Here is a 23,162-nt window from a genome sequence, read left to right as displayed (position 1 = left end):
TATCCGTCAACCCGCAACCAGGCTGGTGCGTTGTTCCATGTCCAATGACCTCCTGAGTCGTCCACGAGGAACGGCCCATTAAACCGCTTTTCTCCAAGGGCCCTTCGCTGGGCGTTCGCCTGCTCGTTCTGGTGGTGATGTCGGTCGCGTTGATGGTTGTCGACGCGCGCTTCGACGTGCTCAAACCCGTGCGCAGCCAGATGGGCCTGGTGCTGATGGAGTCGTACTGGATCACCGATTTGCCACAGCGTGCCTGGCAAGGTGTGGCCGGCCAGTTCGGTAGCCGCACCGAGCTGATTGCCGAAAACGAGAAGCTCAAGACCGAAGCCCTGCTGCTGCAGGGGCGCCTGCAGAAGCTGGCGGCCCTGACCGAGCAGAACGTGCGGCTGCGCGAGCTGCTCAATTCTTCGGCGCTGGTCAACGAAAAGGTTGAAGTGGCCGAGCTGATCGGTGTCGACCCCAACCCGTTTACCCACCGCATTCTGATCAACAAGGGTGAGCGTGATGGTGTGTTCCTGGGCCAACCGGTGCTCGATGCCCGCGGCCTGATGGGCCAGGTCGTAGAGTTGATGCCCTATACCGCGCGGGTGCTGTTGCTGACCGATACCACCCACAGCATTCCGGTGCAGGTCAACCGCAACGGTCTGCGAGCCATCGCCAGCGGCACTGGCAACCCGGAGCGCCTGGAGTTGCGGCATGTGGCCGACACTGCCGACATCAAGGAAGGCGACCTGCTGGTCAGTTCCGGCATGGGGCAGCGCTTTCCTGCCGGCTACCCGGTGGCCACGGTCAACGAAGTGATCCACGATTCCGGCCAGCCCTTTGCCATCGTCCGTGCCATCCCCACCGCCGCGCTCAACCGCAGCCGCTATATGTTGCTGGTGTTCAGTGACCGGCGTAGCCCGGAGCAGCGTGCCACCGATGCCGCCATTGCCCAGGAAGAGGCTGACCGAAAGGGGGCTGCACCTGCTGGCCAACCGGCCGCTACCCGTGATCAGGTCGCACCCGCCGCTGGCACGCCTGCCGCGTCGGTCACACCGGCAGCACCGGCCACTCCGGTCGCGCAGCCAGCAGCCCCGTCTGCTGCACCTGCCACGCCGGCCGCACCCGCTCAACCCCGGAGGCAATGATGGCTGCATCACGCCGCAATAACGGCTGGGTCATCTGGCTTACGTTCGCCATCGGCCTGCTGCTCAGCGTTTCCCCCATGCCGCAGTTCATGGAAGTGTTCCGGCCCATGTGGCTGGCCTTGCTGGTGTCGTTCTGGACCCTTGCCGTGCCGAACAAGGTCGGCATGACCACGGCATTCGTGCTGGGCCTTGCCGAGGACGTGCTGTATGGCACGCTGCTGGGGCAGAATGCGCTGGTCCTTACCCTCATCACCTTCTTGGTGCTGTCCCTGCAGCAGCGTCTGCGCATGTTCCCCATGTGGCAGCAAAGCCTGGTCATTTTGGTGATCTTTGGTATCGCCCAGTTGATCCAGCTGTGGCTCAGTGCACTGACCGGCAACCGCCTGCCCACCCTGGCGCTGGTCTGGTCGGCGGTGATCAGCGCCTTGCTCTGGCCGTGGATCAGCTTTGCCTTGCGCGACCTGCGTCGACGCTTGCACATCAACTGACGGCAACGCGCCACTGACAGGGAGATGTCTGCATGACCCCGCTATACCTGGCTTCAGGCTCGCCCCGGCGTCGTGAACTGCTGACGCAGATCGGCGTGCCGTTCATTGTCATCAGTGCCCCCATCGATGAATCTCCGCTACCCAGCGAAAGCGCCCCTGCCTACGTCGAACGCCTGGCCCGGGCAAAGGCCGCCGCCGGCCTGGCCCGTATCGACGGCCCGGCGGTAGTGCTCGGCGCAGACACTGCCGTGGTGCTCGATGGTCGTATTCTCGGCAAACCGGAAAACCGTGAAGATGCCTTGGCCATGCTGGCTGACCTGTCAGGCCGCGAGCATCAGGTGCTGACCGCTGTCGCCCTGGACGATGGTCAGCGTGTGCACAGTTTTTGCGTGACCAGCACAGTGCGCTTTCGCGCCATCAGCACCGATGAAGCGCAACGCTATTGGGCCAGCGGTGAGCCAGCTGACAAGGCTGGCGGCTATGCCGTCCAGGGGCTGGGTGCGGTCTTCGTCACCGGTCTTTCCGGCAGCTATTCGGCGGTGGTCGGCTTGCCGCTCTGTGAAACGGCCGATTTGCTTGGCCAGTTCGGCATCGCCTGCTGGCAATCGCTCGCGCATACGCCAGAGGTAACAAACCCGCAGTAGCCAGCAGTGCATACGCCATCCATCATTAGAAAGAACCTTTGACGAGAGCCTGCCATGAGTGAAGAGATCCTGATCAACATCACCCCGATGGAGTCACGTGTGGCGGTGGTTGAAAACGGGGTGCTGCAGGAAGTGCATGTCGAGCGCACCCAGCGCCGTGGCATCGTCGGCAATATCTACAAGGGCAAGGTGGTGCGTGTGCTGCCAGGCATGCAGGCGGCCTTCGTCGACATCGGCCTCGAGCGCGCAGCGTTTATCCATGCCTCGGAAATCTCCCAGCGCGAAGGCTCGGCGGTAGAGAACATCACCGCACTGGTACATGAAGGCCAGGCCCTGGTGGTGCAGGTGACCAAGGACCCGATCGGCACCAAGGGGGCGCGCCTGACCACCCAGCTATCGATCCCGTCGCGCTACCTGGTGTACATGCCACGCAGCAGTCATGTTGGTATTTCGCTGAAAATCGAGGACGAAGCCGAGCGTGAGCGCCTCAAGCAAGTGGTCAGCGACTGCATGGACAGCGAGAACATCAAGGATGCCGGCGGCTTCATCTTGCGCACCGCCGCCGAAGGCGCGCGTGCCGAGGAGATCTTGCAGGACATCCGTTACCTGCGCCGCCTGTGGGAGCAGATCGGCACCCAGATCAAGACCTGCGGCGCGCCCACGGTCATTTACGAAGACCTTGGTCTGGCCCTGCGTACCCTGCGCGACCTGGTCAATCCGAAGATCGAGAAGATCCGCATCGACTCGCGGGAAACCTTCCAGAAGACCACGCAGTTCGTTGGCGAGTTGATGCCGGAAATTGCCGACCGCCTCGAACATTACCCCGGCGAGCGCCCCATCTTTGACCTGTACGGTGTCGAAGACGAGATTCAGCGGGCTCTGGAGCGCAAGGTGCCGTTGAAGTCCGGCGGTTACCTGGTGGTCGACCCGGCCGAAGCGATGACCACCATCGACGTCAACACCGGGGCTTTCGTCGGTCATCGCAACCTCGAAGAAACCATCTTCAAGACCAACCTCGAGGCCGCTACCGCCATCGCCCGGCAACTGCGCCTGCGTAACATTGGCGGCATCATCATCATCGACTTCATCGACATGGAAGACGAAGATCACCAGCGTCAGGTACTGCGTACCCTGGAAAAACAGTTGGAGCGCGATCACGCCAAGACCAACATCATCGGCATCACCGAGTTGGGCCTGGTGCAGATGACCCGCAAGCGTACGCGGGAAAGCCTGGAACAGGTGCTTTGCGAGCCGTGTCTGGCCTGTCAGGGCCGCGGCAAGCTGAAAACACCCGAGACCATCTGTTACGAAATATTCCGCGAGATCCTGCGTGAGGCCCGTGCCTATCAGGCTGAAGGCTACCGTGTGCTGGCCAACCAGAAGGTGGTCGACCGCCTGCTGGATGAAGAGTCAGGCAACGTGGCGGAACTGGAAGCCTTCATCGGTCGAACCATTCGCTTCCAGGTCGAGTCGATGTATTCGCAGGAACAATACGACGTGGTGCTGCTCTGAGGTCTTCTGAAACACGCCACTGCATTGTCGTGCTGGCAAAACCGGCACGACGGGCCATCATGGATAAACGACTTGGAGGGCCATGGCCATGGGACGTCTGAACCGCGTTCTTGTTGCTCTGACCCGCTGGGGGTTGGGCATATGTGCCCTGCTGGCCGTATTGGTGGCGCTGTATGTCAGCCTTGGTCGTGAACTGGTGCCGCTGGTAGCCGAGTACCGTGCCGACGTAGAAAGCAAGGCCGAGCAGGCGCTGGGCCTGCCCGTGCATGTCGGTGCCCTGGAAGGGCACTGGAGCGGACTGGCCCCTGTGCTGCGGGTGCGCGACCTGCAATTGGGCGAAGGCACCAAGGCGCTCCGGCTGGACGACGTCATGGTGGTGCCCGACATCTGGGCCAGCCTCACCGCCCGCGAAGTGCGCCTGGCACGCATCCAGCTGGGCGGGCTGCAACTGATCCTTCGCGAGAACGAGCAGGGCGCCTGGAGCCTGGAAGGCCTGCCGAAGAAGGACGACGCGCCGCTGGACCCTGCCGACTTGCTGCAGCGCCTGCGCCAGCTGGGGCGCATCGACGTGTTCGACAGTCTGGTCACTCTGCACCCCTGGCAGCGCGACCCGCTGACCCTGACTTATGTGAGTGCCGGCCTGCAGGCCGGTGCCACCCGTCAGGCCTTGGATTTGCGTGCGACCCTGCCTGACGGCCAACCCCTGGCGTTGAGCCTGAACAGTCGTATGTCGGCCGACGCTTGGCGTGATGGCGAGGTAGACGCCTATGTCAGCCTGCCGCAAAGTGACTGGGCACATTGGTTGCCGCCCAAGGTGTTGGGGCAGTGGCATGCTGACACCCTGCGGGCGGGCGGTGAGTTCTGGATCGGCTGGGGCAAGGGGCAGTTGCAACGGGCCGTCGTAAGGCTCAATGCACCCAGGCTGGAGGGGGCCTATGCCGGGCGCAAGGCTGCCAACCTGAATAATCTGGCTTTGGGTGCCTGGTTCCAGCGCCGGGAGCAAGGCTTCGATGTGGTCGTCGACTCGTTGGCCATGGACCTCGGCAAGGCCCGCTGGGAGTCTCACCTGCAGTTGCAGCAGCGCCCTGGCCAGAACGCAGCCGATGAAAGCTGGCAGTTACAGGCCGACCGCCTCGACCTCACCCCGCTGACTCCGCTGATCGATGCCCTGGCCCCCCTGCCGGACAAGGTCAAGGATGTGGTCGATGGCTTGAAGGTGACCGGTGCGTTGCGCAATGTGCGCCTTGAGGCCAGGCCCAAGGCCGAAGGTGACCAGCGCCTGCAGTTCGCAGCCAACCTGGAGAAGGTAGGCTTCGATGCTTATCACAACGCCCCGGCGGCCGGTAACGTCAGTGGCAGCATCAGTGGTGACCTGGGCCACGGCGAGCTGCGCCTGGATACCGATGCGTTCATGCTGCATCTGTACCCGATCTTCGCCAAGCCCTGGCATTACCAGAAGGCGAATGCGCGCTTGACCTGGACCTTGGACAAAGACGGTTTCACCCTGATTGCGCCCTACCTCAAGGTGCTGGGCGAGGAGGGCAAGATCGCCGGTGACTTCCTGATTCGCCTGTTGTTCGAGGAAGGTCGCGAGGACTACATGGACCTGCGCGTCGGCCTGACCGAAGGCGATGGCCGCTATACTGCCAAGTATCTGCCCGAGGTGCTCAGCCCGGCCCTCGACGAGTGGCTGCGCAGCGCTATCGTCAAAGGCGCCGTGGATGAAGGCTACTTCCAGTATCAGGGCTCGCTGAACCATGGTGCAGCGCCGCAAGCGCGCAGCATCAGCCTGTTCTTCAAGGTGCATGACGCCGCGCTGGACTTCCAGCCCGGTTGGCCACAGGTGCAGCACGTCGATGGTGATGTGTTCATCGAGGACAGTGGCGTGCGCATCAAGGCCCAGCGAGGCGTGCTGCTCGACACCAAGGTCAGCGATGTGAATGTCGATATCCCGCATGTCGAGGGTGACCAGCACAGCCACCTCTACCTGGATGGCGATTTCGACGGTAGCTTGGGTGATGGCCTGAAGATTCTCAAGGAAGCGCCAATCGGCACCGGGGAGATTTTCGCCGGCTGGGAAGGTGAGGGGCCGCTGAAGGGCAAGGTCAAACTCGATATCCCACTGGCCCATGGGCAGCGCCCAAAGGTGCGGGTGGACTTCGCCACCCACGATGCGCGCCTGAAAGTGGCCCCGCCAAGCCTGGAGTTGAACCGCCTGAAGGGCGACTTCAGCTTCGACTTCGACAAGGGCCTGAGTGGCAAAGGCATCAGCCTGCAGGCCTTCGGCAAGCCGGTAACGGCGCAAATAACCGCTGAAGGTCAGGCTGGGCAGATGCAGACCCGCATCAATGCCAATGGCCAGGTATCGCTCAAGACACTGACTGACTGGCTGCAGTTCAAGCAGGCCTTGCCGGCCTCCGGTGAACTGCCCTATCAGTTGCAGCTCAGTCTGGGGAGCCGGGACAACCGCCTGAATGTCACTTCCAGCCTCAAGGGGCTGGCCATCGACCTGCCGGCTCCGTTCGGCAAAGCGGCAGCAGATACCCGTGACAGCCGTTTCAACATGAGCCTTCAGGGCCCGGAGCGGCAATTCAACGCTGCCTACGCCGACCTTGCCCGCTTTGCCTATGCTGCACCGGCTGAAACGTTGACTCAGGGCCGTGGCGAGCTAGTGCTGGGCACAGGCGACGCCCGGGTACCTGCCAGCCAGGGGCTGAGGGTGCGCGGGCGCCTGGAGACCCTGGACCTGGCCCCTTGGCAAGAGCAGGCGGGCCGGCTGGCTGGGGACGACCCCGGTGGCAGCGCGCGGCAGAACCTGCAAAGCGTCGACCTGAGCATCGGCCAGTTGAAAGCCTTCGGCATGGACCTGAACCAGGCCGTGATACGCCTGGCCCGGGGCGGCCCGGCCTGGGATTTGCGCCTCGACAGCAAGGAAGTCATCGGTAATGCGCGCGTACCGGATGCCAAGGGCGCGCCCATGGTCGTGCGCATGCAGACCTTGCGGCTGCCTGCCGCCAGCGCCGCTGAACAGCAGGCTGAAGACGGCCCCGACCCGCTGGCCTCGTTCGATCCGCGCAAAGTCCCGGCACTGGACCTGAGCATCGACAAGCTCTATCGCGGTGACGATCTCTACGGCAGCGCCGCGATCAAGCTGCGGCCGACCCCACGTGGCGTCACAGCCAGTGATATCGACCTCGACCTCAAGGGGTTACGCATCGATGGCGGTGGTGGTTGGGAGGGTGAAACGGGCAAAACCAGCAGTTGGTACAAAGGGCGCCTTGACGGCAAGAACTTGGCGGATGTGCTCAGCGCCTGGGGCTTTGCCCCGACGGTGACCAGCCGCGACTTCCGCCTGGATGTGGATGGCCGCTGGCCGGGTTCGCCGGCCGCGGTGGGCCTGAAGCGCTTCTCGGGCAGCATGGATGCAGCACTGCGCACCGGCCAGTTCGTCGAGGTCGAAGGCAGCGCACAGGCGCTGCGGGTGTTCGGCCTGCTCAACTTCAACTCGATTGGCCGGCGCCTGCGTCTGGACTTTTCCGACCTGTTTGACAAGGGCCTGGCCTATGACCGGGTCAAGGGCTTGCTGGTGGCCAGCAGTGGCGTGTACGTGACCCGCGAACCGATTACCGTGACCGGCCCGTCGAGCAACTTCGAGCTCGACGGCACGCTGGACATGGTCAGCGACCGGGTCGATGCTGACTTGCAGGTGAGCCTGCCGGTGACCAACAACCTGCCGCTGGCGGCGTTGATCGTCGGCGCGCCGGCGGTGGGCGGTGCGCTGTTCCTGGTCGATCGGCTGATCGGTGACCGCGTGTCACGCTTTGCCAGCGTGCACTACCGTGTCGAAGGGCCGTGGAAAGAGCCTAGAATCACCTTTGTGAAACCTTTCGAGAAATCCCGCTAGGAGTACCCATGAAGGCAGCGGTAATCCAGATGGTCAGCCAGGACGACGTGCAGACCAACCTGCAGCGTGCCGGTGCCCTGTTGGAGCAGGCCGCATTGGGCGGCGCACGGTTGGCGGTGCTGCCGGAAAACTTTGCCGCCATGGGGCGCAAGGACGCTGCTGCCATCGGCCGTGCCGAAGCCTTGGGGGAAGGGCCCATTCTGCCGTGGTTGAAACGCACCGCCCGCGACCTCAAGTTATGGATTGTTGCCGGTACTTTGCCCTTGCCACCGTTCGGCCAGCCCGATGCCAAGGCCCATGCGTGCTCGCTGCTGGTCGATGAACACGGCGAGGTGGCGGCAAGGTATGACAAGCTGCACTTGTTTGATGTGGACGTGGCCGACAACCGGGGCCGTTACCGCGAGTCGGATGACTACGCGCAGGGTGCTCAGGTGGTGGTGGCTGATACGCCGGTCGGGCGGCTGGGGCTGAGCGTGTGTTACGACCTGCGCTTTCCCGAACTGTACAGCGCGCTGCGCGCTGCCGGCGCGGAGCTGATCACAGCGCCAGCAGCTTTTACCGCTGTGACCGGTGCAGCACATTGGGAGGTGCTGGTGCGTGCGCGGGCCATCGAAACCCAGTGTTACCTGCTGGCTGCGGCACAGGGCGGCGCCCATCCTGGCCCACGGGAAACCCATGGCCATGCGGCGATCGTCGACCCTTGGGGACGCATTCTCGCAGAACAGGCGCAAGGTGAAGCGGTACTGCTTGCCGAGCGCGACATTGAAGAACAAGCGTCCATTCGGGCGCGCATGCCGGTGGTATCGCACCGGCGCTTTTTTTCGCAGGGCGCGTTGCGACCTGCGCATACCTCGGAGTGACTATGAGCCAGATGTTATCCACCGTCAGTGAGCAGCTCCTGGCCCCAGGCGGCTTGACCCTGGACAGCCTGCAGAGCGTGCTGGGTGAGTTGGCTGGCCCCGGCATCGACGCCGCCGACCTGTATTTCCAGGGCCAGATCTCGGAAACCTGGGCGCTGGAAGACGGTATCGTCAAAGAGGGCAGCTTCAACCTCGACCAGGGCGTGGGCGTGCGTGCCCAGTCCGGCGAAAAAACCGGCTTCGCCTACAGCAACGCGATCAACCTTGAAGCGCTGACCTCGGCAGCCCGTGCCGCCCGTTCGATTTCCCGTGCCGGGCAAAACGGCACGGTGCAAGCCTTCCGCAGCCAGGAGGTGGCCGCTCTGTATACCGCGGACAACCCGCTGGACGTGCTCAGCCGTGCCGAAAAGGTCGAGCTGCTTAAGCGTGTCGATGCCGCCACCCGTGCCCTGGACCCGCGCATTCAGCAAGTCAGCGTGAGCATGGCCGGGGTCTGGGAACGCATTCTGATTGCCGCGGCCGATGGCAGCCTGGCTGCCGACGTACGCCCGCTGGTGCGCTTCAATGTCAGCGTCATCGTCGAGCAGAACGGCCGTCGTGAACGCGGTGGGCAGGGCGGTGGCGGGCGTACCGATTACCGCTACTTCACCGAAGAGCGGGTGATGGGCTATGCCCGCGAGGCCCTGCGCCAGGCCCTGGTGAATCTGGAAGCGATCCCGGCACCGGCCGGAACCTTGCCGGTAGTGCTGGGCTCGGGCTGGTCGGGCGTGCTGTTGCACGAAGCGGTCGGCCATGGCCTGGAAGGCGACTTCAACCGCAAGGGCAGTTCGGCGTTCAGTGGCCGCATTGGCGAGAAAGTGGCGTCGAGCCTGTGCACCATCGTTGACGATGGCACCCTTGAAGGCCGCCGCGGCTCGTTGAGCGTGGACGACGAAGGTACCCCGACCGAGTGCACCACGCTGATCGAGAATGGCGTGCTCAAGGGTTACATGCAGGACAAGCTGAACGCGCGCCTGATGGGCATGGCCGTGACCGGCAACGGCCGCCGTGAATCCTACGCGCACCTGCCGATGCCACGCATGACCAACACCTACATGCGAGCCGGCGAAAGCGACCCACAGGAGATTATCGCGTCGGTGAAGAAGGGTATCTACTGCGCCAACCTCGGTGGTGGGCAGGTGGATATCACCAGCGGCAAGTTCGTGTTCTCCACCAGTGAGGCCTACCTGATCGAAGACGGCAAGATTACCGCACCAGTGAAGGGCGCAACCCTGATCGGCAATGGTCCCGAGGCGATGAGCCGGGTTTCGATGGTCGGTAACGACCTGGCACTGGACAGCGGAGTAGGGACGTGCGGCAAGGACGGGCAGTCGGTGCCGGTTGGGGTGGGGCAGCCTACCTTGAAACTGGATGCGATTACCGTGGGCGGTACCGGGGCTTGATGGCTTCGGGAGCCATTGTAGGAGCGGGCACGCCCGCTCCCACAAGGCCCCGGTCCGTCAGCGCAACCCGCGCTGCAACTCGTCGAGGTCGCGGATGTACTTGAACACCTTGCGCGCGGCGGCAGGCGGCTTGTTCCGCGCCTTCTCGTGCTGGGCATGGCGCACCAGCGAGCGTAGCTGCTGGCGGTCGGTGTCGGGGTACTCGTTGACGAAGCGCTCGAGGTCTTCGTCGTTACCGTCGATCAACCGGTCACGCCAGCGCTCCAGGCTGTGGAAACGTTCGTTGTACTGGCGAGTCGAGCTGTCCATCTGTTCGAGCAAGGCGTGGATGGCATCGAGGTCTTGCACGCGCATGAGCTTGCCGACGAACGACATGTGGCGTTTACGGGCGCCATGAGCAGTGTGCTTGCTGGCCTCGGCCAGTGCCTTGCGCAGCTCGTCGGTCAAAGGCAGGCGCGCCAAGGTATCGGCCTTGAGGGTGGTAAGCCGCTCGCCGAGTTCGACCAGCGCATGCAGTTCGCGCTTGATCTGGGTTTTGCTTTTTTCGCCGTCGAAGGCGTCGTCGTTTGAATCAACCATGGTGGCAGTCCGCTAGAAATCGCCGCCATGATAACCAGTCGGGGGCCGCTTGTCCGGCCCGGTCGTAGAATGACCCCAAGCCGTACGCAGAATTTGAGTGGAGAGAACCATGAGTGCAGTCCAGAGCGTAGGTCCGAAAGACCTGCCAGCATTGCAGGAACAGGTCGAGGCGATCATCGCCGAGGCGCGTCGTCAGGGGGCCAGTGCCTGCGAAGTGGCGGTGTCGCTGGAGCAAGGGCTGTCCACCACCGTGCGCCAGCGTGAGGTCGAAACGGTCGAGTTCAACCGCGACCAAGGCTTTGGTATCACCCTTTATGTTGGCCAGCGCAAAGGTTCGGCCAGCACCTCGGCCAGTGGACCGGAGGCGATTCGCGAGACCGTCGCCGCAGCGTTGGCAATTGCCAGGCATACCTCCGAGGATGAATGCTCGGGCTTGGCCGACGCAGCGCTGATGGCGCGTGAAATCCCGGATCTGGACCTGTACCACGACTGGGATATCGAGCCCGAGAAGGCCATCGAAATGGCCCTGGCCTGCGAGGCAGCGGCGTTCGACGCCGACCCGCGCATCCTCAACGCCGATGGCACCACCCTCAATACCCACCAAGGCTGCCGCGTGTATGGCAACAGCCATGGATTCATCGGTGGTTACGCCTCGACCCGGCACAGCCTGAGCTGCGTGATGATTGCCGAAGGCGACGGGCAGATGCAGCGTGACTATTGGTACGACGTGAACCGCCAGGGCAACCTGCTGGCCGACCCGAGCAGCATCGGCATGCGCGCTGCCCAGCGTGCCGCTAGCCGCCTTGGCGCCCGACCGGTGCCGACTTGCGAGGTACCGGTGCTGTTCTCGGCCGAATTGGCCGGTGGCCTGTTCGGCAGCTTCCTGTCGGCTATTTCCGGCGGCAACCTGTACCGCAAGTCGTCGTTCCTGGAGGGTACCATTGGCCAGCGCCTGTTCCCTTCCTGGCTGACCCTCGACGAACGCCCGCATATTCCGCGCGCGTTGGGCAGCGCCGCCTTCGACGGTGATGGCCTGGCCACCTATGCCAAACCGTTTGTCGACAAAGGCGAGCTGGTGTCGTACTTGCTGGGTACCTATTCGGGGCGCAAGCTGGGTTTGCCGAGTACGGCCAATTCGGGTGGTGTGCACAACCTGTTCGTCAGCCACGGTGTCGAAGATCAGGCCGCGCTGATTCGCCGCATGGGGCGCGGGCTGCTGGTGACCGAACTGATGGGGCATGGCTTGAACATGGTGACGGGGGACTATTCCCGTGGTGCGGCGGGGTTCTGGGTCGAGAATGGCGAGATTCAGCATGCCGTACAGGAAGTCACCATCGCCGGAAACATGAAGGACATGTTCCAACAGATTGTCGCGATTGGCAGCGATCTTGAAACCCGTAGCAATATTCATACGGGCTCGGTGTTGATCGAGCGGATGACCGTTGCTGGTAGCTGATCTTTAGCCTGCGCCGGCCCTAGCGCGGATCCATCCGCTCCTACACGGTGGTAGACGCACATCGGGGCGGGGACACAGGCCGTTGTAGGAGCGGGTTTACCCGCGAAGAGGCCTACACAGCACTACACCTTTCTCTGCAAATCCGAAGACCCGGCCCTCGCGCCGGGTTTTTATTTCATCACCTTTTTCTTGAAGTGATTCTATTTATCACTTAATAATGAATATCATTATCCAGTAACCCGGCGATGATGTTCATGAAATCCGTCCTCCGCGAACTGCCCTACCTGGAAAACTGGCGCTGGCTCAGCCGGCGCATTCGCTGTGCGCTCGACCCCGACGAGCCGCGCCTGATCGAGCATTACCTGGCCGAAGGCCGCTATCTGGTGTGCTGCACCGAAACCTCGCCATGGACGGTGGCGCTGACAGCGTTTCGCCTGCTGCTGGATACCGCCTGCGATCGCATGCTCCCCTGGCATTGGCGTTGTCTGTGCCTGGACCAGGCCTGGCGTCCTCTGCTGGACCTGCGCAACCTCGACCGCCAGGAACAGAACCAACGCTGGCAACCCTATGCCCTGCAGTTGGCCAATTGCCGTCTGCTGCCTTCGATTTCTCCCGATGAACTGATGCAAGGATTTGATGATGAGTGATACCCGTATCGAGCGTGACAGCATGGGTGAGCTGCAGGTGCCGGCCCAGGCCCTCTACGGCGCCCAGACCCAGCGCGCGGTCGACAACTTCCCGATCAGCGGCCAACGTATGCCGGCCCAGTTCATTCGTGCCTTGTTGCTGGCCAAGGCCGCTGCGGCCAAGGCCAACGTCGAACTGGAGCAACTGTCTGCCGGGCGGGGCCAGGCTATCGTCAAGGCTGTCGAGCAATTGCTGGCCGAGGACTTCATCCAGCACTTCCCGGTGGATGTGTTCCAGACAGGCTCTGGCACCAGTTCGAACATGAACGCCAATGAGGTGATCGCCACCTTGGCTACCCATGTACTGGGTGAGGCGGTCAACGCCAATGACCACGTCAACTGTGGCCAGAGCAGCAATGACATCATTCCGACCACCATCCACGTCAGCGCCGCGCTGGCCCTGCACGAGCAGTTGCTGCCAGCCCTGGCGCACCTGGTACAGGTGATCGAGGTCAAGTCGGCACAAGTACATCAATTCGTGAAGACCGGTCGTACTCACCTGATGGACGCGATGCCCGTGCGTATGAGTCAGGTGCTGGATGGCTGGGCAGCGCAAATCAATGCTGCCAAGGCGCACATCGAAGGTGTGCTGCCGCGCTTGCAGGCGCTGGCCCAGGGCGGAACCGCCGTGGGTACCGGCATCAATGCCCATCCGCAGTTCGCTGTCGGTTTCGCTCGCCAGCTCAGTGGCCTGACCAAGATCGAGTTCACGCCCGGCCAGAACCTGTTCGCACTGATCGGCTCGCAGGACACTGCCGTGGCTTTGTCTGGCCAGCTCAAGACCACCGCGGTGGCGTTGATGAAAATCGCCAACGATCTGCGCTGGATGAACTCCGGCCCGCTGGCCGGTCTGGGCGAAATCGAGCTGCAAGCTCTGCAGCCGGGCTCTTCGATCATGCCAGGCAAGGTCAACCCGGTGATCCCGGAGGCCACTGCCATGGTCGCCGCCCAAGTGATTGGCAACGACGCGACCATCGCCGTCGCAGGCCAAGCCGGTAACTTCGAGCTGAACGTGATGCTGCCGGTGATCGCCCGCAACCTGCTGGAAAGCATCGAGCTGATGGCCAATGTCAGCCGCTTGCTGGCCGACAAAGCCATCGCCAGCTTCAAGGTCAACGAAGACAAACTCAAGGAAGCGCTCGCGCGCAACCCGATTCTGGTCACGGCGTTGAATCCGATCATCGGCTACCTCAAGGCCGCCGAAATCGCCAAGACCGCCTACAAGCAGGGTCGTCCAATCATCGATGTGGCGCTGGAGCACACCGACCTGTCCCGCGACCAGCTTGAAGCGCTGCTGGACCCGGAAAAACTCACCGCCGGCGGTATCTGACACTGCGTCACCGCCCAGGAGACAACCATGCAGCACTGGAAACGCACCACGGAAACCGCCAACCGCCTATTCGAACAAGGCGAACTGGTGGACGCCCGGGAACACTACCTGCAAGCCTTGGCGTTGGCCCAGGTGCTGTTCGAGCGCTGGCATGACGTGGATGAAGCGGTGGCTGCATTCGTCATCGCCCACCACAACCTGGCTGACCTGCACCTGCGCCTTAACCAGCCGCATGAAAGTGCCGACTACCTGTGCGCGGCTCATCAGCGACTGCTGCAGGCCTGCCAGGAAGCGCGCCTGCCTCAGGCACTGCGTGATGCCGCCTTGCGCCACAGTGCGCGCACTTACACCGAGCTGCTGAGTTTCATTGCCGAGTATGGCCAGTACCCGCGTACCGAGCGCTTGCTCAACCGCCACAGCGCCGGGGCCAGCGAGCTCGCTGCCCAGCCGGATGTGGCACCCAGAACCCATGCCTACGGAATTCACTGACATGCCCCATACCTTGCCTGCATTGCCATACGCCTACGATGCGCTGGAACCACACATTGATGCCCAGACAATGGAAATCCACCACACCAAGCATCACCAGACCTACGTGAACGGCCTCAATGCCGCCCTCGAAGGTACCGAGTGGGCCGAATGGCCGGTGGAAAAACTGGTCGCTGCCGTCAAGCAACTGCCGGAGAACCTGCGTGGCGCTGTGACCAACCACGGCGGCGGTCACGCCAACCACAGCCTGTTCTGGACTGTCATGTCACCTCAGGGCGGTGGCGAGCCTGTGGGCCAGCTGGCGCAAGCCGTCACAGCACAACTTGGCGGCTTCGAGGCTTTCAAGGAGGCTTTCACCAAAGCCGCGTTGACCCGCTTCGGCAGCGGTTGGGCCTGGCTCAGCGTCACGCCGCAAAAAACGTTGGTGGTGGAGAGTAGCGGCAACCAGGACAGCCCGCTGATGCACGGCAATGCGCCGATCCTGGGCCTGGACGTGTGGGAGCACGCTTACTACCTCAAGTACCAGAACCGTCGTCCGGAATACATCGGTGCCTTCTACAACGTCATTGACTGGGTGGAAGTTGAACGTCGTTACCTTGAAGCCCTGAAGTGAGTCGGACCGGTATGCGCTCTGAGGTGATGTCTGTCAGCAGTGTGCGCCTGTTCCGCCTGGCGCTTGGGACTTTGCTTTTGCTGGCTGGCGCCGCGTTACTGGTGGCACGGGGCCTCGCCTGGCTAGACCTCGACCCGCGCATGCTGCGCGCCCTGGAGGGCGGTGCTTTATGCGCGCTGGGTACGGCACTGGGCGCAGTACCGGTACTGGTCATTCGCAATATGCCCGTGGCGCTGGCGGATACGCTGCTGGGCTTCGGTGCTGGCGTGATGCTGGCGGCCACCGCGTTTTCCCTGATCATGCCGGGCCTGGCGGCGGCTCAGTCGATTGGCTTCAGCCCTTGGGGGGCAGGTGGCCTGGTCAGTTTTGGCCTGATGTTCGGGGCGTTGTGCCTGTTCCTGGTCGACCTCAAGGTATCCTGGGCTTCGCCTGAAGCGTTGGTGGGCACAGCAAACCAGCCGGTGATTGCAGCGCGCATCTGGCTGTTCGTGATTGCCATCATTGCCCACAACATCCCCGAAGGTATGGCCATTGGTGTGTCGGCCGGGGGAGGTATGGCCGACGCCGACAGCCTGGCCATGGGCATTGCCTTGCAGGATGTGCCTGAGGGGCTGGTGATCGCGCTGGTGCTGGCAGGGGCGGGCATGCCGCGCTTCAAGGCCTTCCTGATCGGCGCAGCCTCAGGCTTGGTCGAGCCGGTAGCGGCGTTGATCTGTGCCTGGCTGGTGAATGTTGCCGAACTGCTGCTGCCGCTGGGGCTGGCCTGTGCAGCAGGGGCGATGTTGCTGGTGGTCACCCAGGAAATCATCCCCGAATCGCGCAGCAACGGCCATCATCGTCTGGCCAGCCTTGGGCTGTGTACAGGCTTCTGTCTGATGATGGTGATGGATACCGCGATGTCCTGATCTTGTGCAAGCGCAGGTTTGCGAGGCCTATTCGCCTTCGTCAAAGAAATTGTTGATCAGTTCGACCAGTGCATCCATGGCGTCGTTGTCCTGCTCACCCTCGGTATGCAGGTGCACCTGGGTGCCTTTGCCTGCGGCCAGCATCATCACCGCCATGATGCTCTTGCCATCCACCAGCTTGTCCGGGGCGCGACCCACCCGTACCTGGCAGGGGAAGCGGCCGGCCACACCGACGAACTTGGCTGCCGCCCGGGCATGCAGACCCAGCTTGTTGATGATGGTGATTTCGCGGGCGGGCATCTGGGGTGGATCCTTGGGCTAGAGGTCGCGATGACGGACCTGGACGTTTTTCAGGGTTTGCTGCAGCTGTTGACCAAGGCGCTCGGTGATGTACACCGAACGGTGATGGCCGCCAGTGCAGCCGATGGCAATGGTTACGTAGGCGCGGTTGCTGGCAGCGAAGCGGGGCAACCATTTGAGCAGGTAGCTGGAGATGTCGTTGTACATGTCTTCGACATCCGGTTGTGCGGCCAGGTAGTCGATCACGGGTTGATCGAGACCTGAGTGCTCACGCAGTTCTGGTTTCCAGTAGGGGTTGGGCAGGCAGCGCACGTCAAAAACCAGGTCGGCGTCGACCGGCATGCCCCGTTTGAACCCGAACGACTCGACCAGAAACGCTGTGCCAGGCTCGGGTTGGTTGAGCAGACGCAGTTTGATCGAGTCACGCAACTGGTACAGGTTCAGGTTGGTGGTGTCGATCTTCAGGTCGGCCAGGTCGGCAATGGGGCCCAACAAGTCGCTTTCCACGCGGATCGCTTCCGCGAGCGAGCGGTTGGCGTTGGTCAGGGGGTGCCGCCTGCGGGTTTCCGAGAAACGCTTGAGAAGGACCTCTTCATCGGCATCCAGGTACAACACGTCGCACTGGATGTGCCGTGCGCGGGCTTCTTCAAGCAGCTCGGGAAAACGCATCAGGTGGCTGGGCAGGTTGCGTGCGTCGATCGAAACCGCCACCTTGGGCTGCAGCAATTCGGTGTTGATCAGTGCATTTTCCGCCAACTGCGGCAATAGCCCGGCTGGCAGATTGTCGATGCAATAGAAACCGCTGTCTTCCAGGACATCGAGGGCGGTGCTCTTGCCGGAGCCGGACCGGCCGCTGACGATGATCAGGCGCATGTTCAGTGCTCGTTCTGTACGTCCAGGACAACCTGGAACAGGGCCTCGTTGCTGGTGGCCGCACGCAGTCGATCACGGACCTCCTTGCGATCGAGCATGCTGGCGATCTGACGCAGAAGTTCAAGGTGGGCATCGGTGGCCGCTTCGGGCACCAGCAGCACAAACAGCAGGTCCACCGGCGCGCCATCGATGGCGTCGTAATCGATAGGCGCTTCCAGGTGCAGCAGGGCGCTGACTGGCGCGGAGCATCCTTCAAGCCGGCAGTGTGGGATGGCGATGCCATTGCCGAAACCGGTAGAACCGAGCTTTTCCCGGGCTACCAGTTTTTCGAAGACGTCCTGCATCTCCAGTTCTGGCACTTGGTCGGCGATGACAGTGGCGACCTTTTCCAGGGCGCGCTTCTTGCTGCCGCCCGGCACGTTCACGAGGGAACGGCCGGGGGTCAGGATGGTTTCAAGTCGGATCATGGATGAGGGGGATCAGCGGGCAGCTGCACCTTGCAGCAGGCTTTGCTGTTTTTCCTTGTGTTTTTTCAGTTGGCGGTCGAGCTTGTCGGCCAAGGCGTCGATCGCTGCATACATGTCTTCGTGTTCGGCGTTGGCTACCACTTCGCCGCCGGGAATCTGCAGGGTCGCCTCGACCTTCTGCTGAAGCTTCTCGACTTTCATGATTACCTGCACGTTGGTGATCTTGTCGAAGTGACTCTCCACGCGGGCGAGCTTTTCAAGCACGTAATCGCGCAGTGGCTGGGTGACTTCTACATGCTGTCCACTGATATTGACTTGCATACAGCTTCTCCTTTGTTGCCCGTGCATAAAGAGGCAGGTCTTGCACCTGCCACGAAAACGCTGTGGCACATCTCAGGGGCTACATCAGTCGCTTGCGTTCGCTCGACGGTGCGATGCCGAGGGACTCGCGGTACTTGGCGACGGTGCGACGGGCTACCTGGATGCCTTGTGCCTCCAGTAAACCAGCGATCTTGCTGTCACTCAATGGCTTTTTCTGATTTTCCGCCGCAACCAGTTTCTTGATGATCGCGCGGATCGCCGTGGACGAGCATTCTCCGCCTTCGGAGGTGCTGACATGGCTGGAGAAAAAGTATTTCAGTTCGTAGATGCCACGCGGGGTGTGCATGTATTTCTGCGTGGTAACCCGCGAGATGGTCGATTCGTGCATGCCTACGGCTTCGGCAATGTCATGCAGTACCAACGGCTTCATCGCTTCGTCGCCGTGGTCGAGGAAGCCGCGCTGGTGCTCGACGATCTGCGTGGCAACCTTCATCAGGGTTTCGTTACGGCTTTGCAGGCTCTTGATGAACCAGCGCGCTTCCTGCAGCTGGTTGCGCATGAAGGTGTTGTCGGCGCTGGTGTCGGCACGGCGTACGAAGCCGGCGTATTGTGGGTTGACGCGCAGGCGTGGGATGGCTTCCTGGTTCAGTTCTACCAGCCAACGGTCGCTGTCCTTGCGCACGATGACGTCGGGCACCACGTACTCGGGCTCGCTGGACTCGATCTGCGAACCAGGGCGCGGGTTAAGGCTTTGCACCAGTTCGATGACCTGGCGCAGCTCGTCTTCCTTGATTTTCATCCGCCGCATCAGCTGGCTGTAGTCACGGCTGCCGAGCAGGTCGATGAAATCGGTGACCAGGCGCTTGGCTTCGGTCATCCACGGGGTTGTAGCGGGCAGTTGGCGCAGTTGCAGCAACAGGCATTCGCCCAGATTGCGGGCGCCGACGCCAGCCGGCTCGAACTGCTGGATGCGGTGCAGTACGGCTTCGACCTCGTCCAGCTCGATATCCAGCTCCGGGTCGAACCCTGCGCAGATTTCTTCGAGTGTGTCTTCCAGGTAGCCCTGGCCGTTGATGCTGTCGATCAGGGTCACGGCAATCAAGCGGTCGGTGTCGGACATCGGCGCCAGGTTCAACTGCCACAGCAGGTGGCTTTGCAGGCTTTCGCCGGCCGATGTGCGCGTGGTGAAGTCCCATTCGTCATCATCGTTGCTCGGCAGGCTGCTGGCGCTGGTCTGGTAGATGTCTTCCCAGGCTGTATCGACCGGGAGCTCGTTGGGGATGCGCTCGCTCCACTCACCGTCTTCCAGGTTGTCGGCGCTGACGGTGCTTTCCTGGAAACTGTTGTCCTGAACTTCGGCGGCCGGCTTGTTCTCGGCGTTGTCGGCCATCGGGTCGCTGTTGTCGAAGTCCTCGCCGTCTTCCTGACGTTCGAGCATCGGGTTCGACTCCAGCGCTTCCTGGATTTCCTGTTGGAGGTCCAGGGTAGAGAGCTGGAGCAGGCGGATGGCCTGTTGCAACTGAGGTGTCATCGTCAGTTGCTGGCCCATTTTTAGGACGAGCGATGGTTTCATGGCAGGGGCTTAATACCTTGTTCGCCGGCGCGCATGCGCCATCCACTACACGAGGGCGCCGAAGCGCCAGATCAAGCAAGTTTTATGCCTTAAATTGTAGCGTTTGCCTAGAGTACCGTAACAACTTTACCCGCAGTCTCAGGGCTGTTTGCCAGTACTTCAGGCGCGTGCCGGGTCAGAGGCGGAACTCGTGGCCCAGGTAAACTTCTTTGACCAAGTCGTTTGCCAGGATGGTTTCAGCGTCGCCTTCGGCGATCAATCGGCCATCGTTGACGATATAAGCGGTTTCGCAGATATCCAGGGTTTCACGCACGTTGTGGTCGGTAATCAGTACGCCGATACCTTTGGCCTTGAGGTGATGGATGATCTGCTTGATGTCGCCGACCGAAATCGGGTCGACACCGGCGAACGGTTCGTCCAGCAGGATGAACTTGGGTGCGGTCGCCAGGGCGCGCGCAATTTCGACGCGGCGGCGTTCACCACCGGACAGGCTCATGCCGAGGTTGTCCCGGATGTGGCTGATGTGGAACTCCTGCAGCAGGCTTTCCAGCTCTTTGCGGCGGCCGTCCCGGTCGAGGTCCTTGCGGGTCTCGAGGATGGCCATGATGTTGTCGGCGACCGACAGCTTGCGGAAGATCGAGGCTTCCTGCGGCAGGTAGCCGATACCGGCGCGAGCGCGGCCGTGCATGGGCTGGTGGCTGACATCGAGGTTGTCGATCAGTACGCGGCCCTGTTCGGCCTGGACCAGCCCGACAATCATGTAGAAGCAGGTGGTCTTGCCGGCGCCGTTGGGGCCGAGCAGGCCGACGATCTGGCCGCTGTCGATAGACAGGCTGACATCACGTACTACCTGCCGCCCCTTGTAGCTCTTTGCCAGGTGCTGGGCTTTGAGGGTTGCCATTTACTCGGCCTTCTTCTTGGGCTGGATCACCATGTCGATGCGCTGACGGGGTGTTGTCACATTGCCGCCACGGCCGGCGGTCGCCACCTGGGTCTGAGTGTTGTAGACGATCTTTTCGCCTTCGGTGGTATTGCCTTCGCTCTCGACCTTGGCGCGGTCGGTGAGAATGACCAAGTCCTTCTGCGACTGGTACTGGATGGTTACGCCCCAGCCTTTCATCTTGTCCGGCTTGGCTGCGCTCTGCTGCTGCTCGAAGTAGGCCAGGTTGCCCACCGAGGTCACTACGTCGATATCGCCAGAGGCGGAGCGGGTAATGGTCACGGTGTTGCCTTTGATCATCATCGAACCCTGAGTGATGATCACGTCGCCGGTGTAAGTGGCCACGCCTTGCTTGTCATCCAGGTGAGCGTTGTCGGCCTGGATGCGGATAGGCTGGTCACGGTCGTTCGGCAGGGCGAGGGCGCTCGCGCTTCCCAGTGCTGCGCTCAGGCTGAGCAAAAGGGGGAGGGTTTTAACGAGCCTCATACTGTCCTCTTACGTTAGAGAGCAAGTCCATCTTGCCTTCTTTCAAATACGCTTTCATGCCTTTGCCCGTAGTGGTGCCTCCGGCGCCGTCGATTCTAACGGCTTGCTCGGTCTGCGCATATTGCTTCTGCGGGAACACGGTCATGCGTGAGCTGGTAATGATGGTTTCACGCTGCTTTTCATCGGTGCGGGCAATCCGTACCTTGTCGATCAGTTCGACCTCGGTACCGTCAGGATTGACCTCGGCGCGTGTGCTCTGCACATGCCACGGGTACTCGGTGCCGCGGTACAGGTGCAGGTCCGGTGTGGTCACCTGGGTGACTTCGCTGGTCTTGAGGTGTTCGATCCTGTCGGCGGTCATTTCGTATTGCAGCTTGCCGTCGGGCAGGAACTGCACGCTGTGGGCGTTGATCGCGTAGTAATCGATGGCGCTTTCGTCGACTTGGGCCACGGGCTTGTCGAGGAAGCTTTCCGGGCTGACATTCCAGTAGCCAATGGCTACCAACAGGGCGGCTATCGCCCCCAGCAGCACAATGTTTCGGGCTTTCTTGCTGAGCATGGGCAGCCTTACAGGTAGTTGGCGTTGGCAGCGTCCAGGGTGCCCTGGGCCTGCATGATCAATTCGCAGAATTCACGGGCCGCGCCTTCGCCGCCACGTGCCTGGGTCACGCCGTGGGCGTGCTGGCGTACGAACGGTGCGGCGCTGGCTACGGCCATGCCCAGAGCCACCCGGCGAATCACCGGCAGGTCGGGCAGGTCGTCGCCCAGGTAAGCCACTTGATCATAGCTTAGGCCCAGTTCGGCGAGCAGGCCGTCAAGCACCACCAATTTGTCCTCCCGGCCTTGGTAGAGGTGCGGGATACCGAGGTTACTGGCCCGGCGTTCGACCACTGGGGTCTTGCGCCCGCTGATAATTGCGGTGGTCACGCCCGAGGCCATGAGCATCTTGATGCCCTGGCCGTCGAGGGTATTGAACGTCTTGAATTCGCTGCCATCCTCGAGGAAGTACAGGCGCCCGTCGGTGAGCACGCCGTCCACGTCGAAGACTGCCAGCTTGATGCCTTTGCCGCGTTGCATGAGGTCCTGGTTCATTCCATCGCTCCTTTACATTACGCCGGCGCGCAGCAGGTCATGCATGTTCAGGGCGCCAGTCGGGCGGTCTTCACGGTCCACCACCACCAGGGCGTTGATCTTGTGGTCTTCCATTATCTTCAGGGCTTCGGCGGCGAGCATGTCGGCACGCGCAGTCTTGCCGTGAACGGTCATGACCTGGTCGATCAGGGTGGTGTGCACATCGATATTGCGGTCCAGGCTGCGGCGCAGGTCACCGTCGGTGAAGATCCCGGCCAGTTTGCCATCGGCTTCGACGATCACGGTCATGCCCAAACCTTTGTGGGACATTTCCAGCAGCGCGTCCTTGAGCAGGGTGCCGCGGGGTACTTGAGGCAGGTCGTCGCCGGCGTGCATCACGTTCTCGACCTTCAGCAGCAGGCGGCGGCCCAGCGCGCCTCCCGGGTGCGAGAAGGCGAAGTCCTCGGCGGTGAAACCGCGGGCTTCGAGCAAGGCGATGGCCAGGGCGTCGCCCAGTACCAGCGCTGCCGTGGTGGAGGAGGTGGGGGCCAGGTTCAGCGGGCAGGCCTCTTGTGCGACACGTGCGTCAAGGTTGACCTCGGCGGCCTGGGCCAGCGGCGAGTCCGGGTTGCCGGTCAGGCTGATCAGCTTGATGCCAAGGCGTTTGATGAACGGCAGCAGGGTGACGATTTCGGCGGTGCTGCCGGAGTTCGACAGCGCAAGGATGACATCATCCCGGGTGATCATGCCCATGTCGCCATGGCTGGCTTCGGCCGGATGCACGAAAAACGCCGGTGTGCCGGTGCTGGCCAGGGTCGCGGCGATCTTGTTGCCGATGTGCCCGGACTTGCCCATGCCGACCACGACGACCCGGCCCTTGCTGGTCAGAATCAGTTCGCAGGCTTTGACGAAATTGTCGTCGATGCGCGCCAAAAGGGCCTCTACGGCCTCGAGTTCCAGGCGCAGAGTGCGTTGGGCGGATTGGATCAGCTCGCTGGATTGGCTCATGTCGAAAAAGCAATGCCTGATGAAAGGGCGACGATTATACGCGCAATGATGAAAACCCTCACCTCCTCGATTGCTGCAGTGAATA

The 23,162-nt window shown here is 62.2% G+C and carries 24 protein-coding genes; 13 read left to right on the top strand and 11 right to left on the bottom strand.

Features of this window, described 5'->3' with window-relative positions; genetic code table 11:
- Positions 1–77 precede the first annotated feature (77 nt).
- The 7 genes from mreC to tldD all read left to right on the top strand — a co-directional run bounded on the left by mreC (position 78) and on the right by tldD (position 9,980).
- Positions 78–1,130 carry a rod shape-determining protein MreC gene (gene mreC / locus ACTJJN_RS04835; protein WP_079732573.1) on the top strand — a complete coding sequence of 351 codons (1,053 nt, stop codon included), beginning with the start codon at positions 78–80 and terminating at the stop codon, positions 1,128–1,130.
- Positions 1,130–1,618, top strand: coding sequence for a rod shape-determining protein MreD (mreD, locus tag ACTJJN_RS04830; RefSeq protein WP_003255161.1), 489 nt, complete (start codon positions 1,130–1,132; stop codon positions 1,616–1,618). The genes mreC and mreD overlap by 1 nt, the downstream gene beginning before the upstream one ends.
- Before the next feature lie 32 nt (positions 1,619–1,650).
- The gene (locus ACTJJN_RS04825) at positions 1,651–2,262 is read left to right on the top strand and encodes a Maf family protein (RefSeq protein ID WP_054889114.1); all 612 of its coding nucleotides are present in this window, start codon (positions 1,651–1,653) and stop codon (positions 2,260–2,262) included.
- 54 nt (positions 2,263–2,316) lie between these two features.
- Positions 2,317–3,774: a ribonuclease G gene (gene rng, locus ACTJJN_RS04820; RefSeq protein WP_003255158.1), complete on the top strand. Its 1,458-nt coding sequence runs from the start codon at positions 2,317–2,319 to the stop codon at positions 3,772–3,774.
- A gap of 82 nt (positions 3,775–3,856) precedes the next feature.
- Complete coding sequence (locus ACTJJN_RS04815) at positions 3,857–7,678, top strand: YhdP family protein (protein ID WP_440781019.1); 3,822 nt, start codon at positions 3,857–3,859, stop codon at positions 7,676–7,678.
- A gap of 8 nt (positions 7,679–7,686) precedes the next feature.
- On the top strand, positions 7,687–8,538 hold the full coding sequence (locus tag ACTJJN_RS04810; RefSeq protein ID WP_012051308.1) for a carbon-nitrogen hydrolase family protein: 852 nt from the start codon (positions 7,687–7,689) through the stop codon (positions 8,536–8,538).
- A gap of 2 nt (positions 8,539–8,540) precedes the next feature.
- Positions 8,541–9,980 (top strand): metalloprotease TldD, encoded by a 1,440-nt coding sequence (gene tldD / locus ACTJJN_RS04805; protein ID WP_003255154.1) that lies wholly within the window; start codon positions 8,541–8,543, stop codon positions 9,978–9,980.
- Between the two features lie 57 nt (positions 9,981–10,037).
- Here the strand turns inward: tldD and yjgA are convergent, their stop codons facing one another.
- Positions 10,038–10,559, bottom strand: coding sequence for a ribosome biogenesis factor YjgA (gene yjgA, locus ACTJJN_RS04800; protein WP_003255152.1), 522 nt, complete (start codon positions 10,557–10,559; stop codon positions 10,038–10,040).
- A gap of 109 nt (positions 10,560–10,668) precedes the next feature.
- On the opposite strand from yjgA, the gene pmbA reads away from it, so the two are divergent.
- The 6 genes from pmbA (at position 10,669) to ACTJJN_RS04770 (ending at position 16,038) form a co-directional block, all read left to right on the top strand.
- Complete coding sequence (pmbA, locus tag ACTJJN_RS04795; protein WP_012051309.1) at positions 10,669–12,015, top strand: metalloprotease PmbA; 1,347 nt, start codon at positions 10,669–10,671, stop codon at positions 12,013–12,015.
- A 245-nt stretch (positions 12,016–12,260) separates the two neighbouring features.
- Positions 12,261–12,662, top strand: coding sequence for a hypothetical protein (locus ACTJJN_RS04790; protein WP_012051310.1), 402 nt, complete (start codon positions 12,261–12,263; stop codon positions 12,660–12,662).
- Entirely contained in the window at positions 12,655–14,031 is a 1,377-nt protein-coding gene (locus ACTJJN_RS04785) for a class II fumarate hydratase (protein ID WP_014755434.1), read from the top strand. Before ACTJJN_RS04790 ends, ACTJJN_RS04785 begins: the two co-directional genes overlap by 8 nt.
- A 27-nt stretch (positions 14,032–14,058) precedes the next feature.
- Positions 14,059–14,520 carry a hypothetical protein gene (locus ACTJJN_RS04780; RefSeq protein ID WP_019750558.1) on the top strand — a complete coding sequence of 154 codons (462 nt, stop codon included), beginning with the start codon at positions 14,059–14,061 and terminating at the stop codon, positions 14,518–14,520.
- Position 14,521: 1 nt separating this feature from the next.
- Positions 14,522–15,133 carry a superoxide dismutase gene (locus ACTJJN_RS04775; RefSeq protein WP_003255144.1) on the top strand — a complete coding sequence of 204 codons (612 nt, stop codon included), beginning with the start codon at positions 14,522–14,524 and terminating at the stop codon, positions 15,131–15,133.
- A gap of 11 nt (positions 15,134–15,144) precedes the next feature.
- Positions 15,145–16,038, top strand: a complete 894-nt coding sequence (locus ACTJJN_RS04770; RefSeq protein ID WP_003255142.1) for a ZIP family metal transporter — start codon at positions 15,145–15,147, stop codon at positions 16,036–16,038.
- Between the two features lie 27 nt (positions 16,039–16,065).
- Here ACTJJN_RS04770 and ACTJJN_RS04765 read toward each other — a convergent pair whose 3' ends face one another.
- The 10 genes from ACTJJN_RS04765 to ACTJJN_RS04720 all read right to left on the bottom strand — a co-directional run bounded on the left by ACTJJN_RS04765 (position 16,066) and on the right by ACTJJN_RS04720 (position 23,077).
- On the bottom strand, positions 16,066–16,338 hold the full coding sequence (locus ACTJJN_RS04765) for an HPr family phosphocarrier protein (RefSeq protein WP_003255140.1): 273 nt from the start codon (positions 16,336–16,338) through the stop codon (positions 16,066–16,068).
- Between the two features lie 18 nt (positions 16,339–16,356).
- Complete coding sequence (rapZ, locus tag ACTJJN_RS04760) at positions 16,357–17,211, bottom strand: RNase adapter RapZ (RefSeq protein WP_003255139.1); 855 nt, start codon at positions 17,209–17,211, stop codon at positions 16,357–16,359.
- A gap of 2 nt (positions 17,212–17,213) precedes the next feature.
- Positions 17,214–17,678, bottom strand: a complete 465-nt coding sequence (gene ptsN, locus ACTJJN_RS04755; RefSeq protein WP_003255137.1) for a PTS IIA-like nitrogen regulatory protein PtsN — start codon at positions 17,676–17,678, stop codon at positions 17,214–17,216.
- 12 nt (positions 17,679–17,690) lie between these two features.
- Complete coding sequence (hpf, locus tag ACTJJN_RS04750; RefSeq protein ID WP_003255135.1) at positions 17,691–17,999, bottom strand: ribosome hibernation-promoting factor, HPF/YfiA family; 309 nt, start codon at positions 17,997–17,999, stop codon at positions 17,691–17,693.
- Between the two features lie 79 nt (positions 18,000–18,078).
- A complete protein-coding gene (locus ACTJJN_RS04745) occupies positions 18,079–19,572 on the bottom strand; it encodes an RNA polymerase factor sigma-54 (protein ID WP_003255133.1) in 1,494 nt (497 codons plus the stop codon).
- A 175-nt stretch (positions 19,573–19,747) separates the two neighbouring features.
- Complete coding sequence (gene lptB, locus ACTJJN_RS04740; protein ID WP_003255132.1) at positions 19,748–20,473, bottom strand: LPS export ABC transporter ATP-binding protein; 726 nt, start codon at positions 20,471–20,473, stop codon at positions 19,748–19,750.
- Positions 20,474–20,998 (bottom strand): lipopolysaccharide transport periplasmic protein LptA, encoded by a 525-nt coding sequence (gene lptA, locus ACTJJN_RS04735; protein WP_003255131.1) that lies wholly within the window; start codon positions 20,996–20,998, stop codon positions 20,474–20,476.
- A complete protein-coding gene (gene lptC / locus ACTJJN_RS04730) occupies positions 20,985–21,557 on the bottom strand; it encodes an LPS export ABC transporter periplasmic protein LptC (protein ID WP_012051313.1) in 573 nt (190 codons plus the stop codon). Before lptC ends, lptA begins: the two co-directional genes overlap by 14 nt.
- Positions 21,558–21,565: 8 nt before the next feature.
- Positions 21,566–22,090: a KdsC family phosphatase gene (locus tag ACTJJN_RS04725; RefSeq protein WP_161773543.1), complete on the bottom strand. Its 525-nt coding sequence runs from the start codon at positions 22,088–22,090 to the stop codon at positions 21,566–21,568.
- A 12-nt stretch (positions 22,091–22,102) separates the two neighbouring features.
- Positions 22,103–23,077, bottom strand: coding sequence for a KpsF/GutQ family sugar-phosphate isomerase (locus ACTJJN_RS04720; RefSeq protein ID WP_088512971.1), 975 nt, complete (start codon positions 23,075–23,077; stop codon positions 22,103–22,105).
- Positions 23,078–23,162: the final 85 nt, after the last annotated feature.

It is taken from the genome of Pseudomonas sp. 22515 (assembly GCF_052044625.1).
GTDB classification, from domain to species: Bacteria; Pseudomonadota; Gammaproteobacteria; order Pseudomonadales; family Pseudomonadaceae; genus Aquipseudomonas; species Aquipseudomonas alloputida.
The sequence above is the reverse complement of the archived record's forward strand: the minus strand, read 5'-3'. Positions and strand labels throughout refer to the sequence as shown.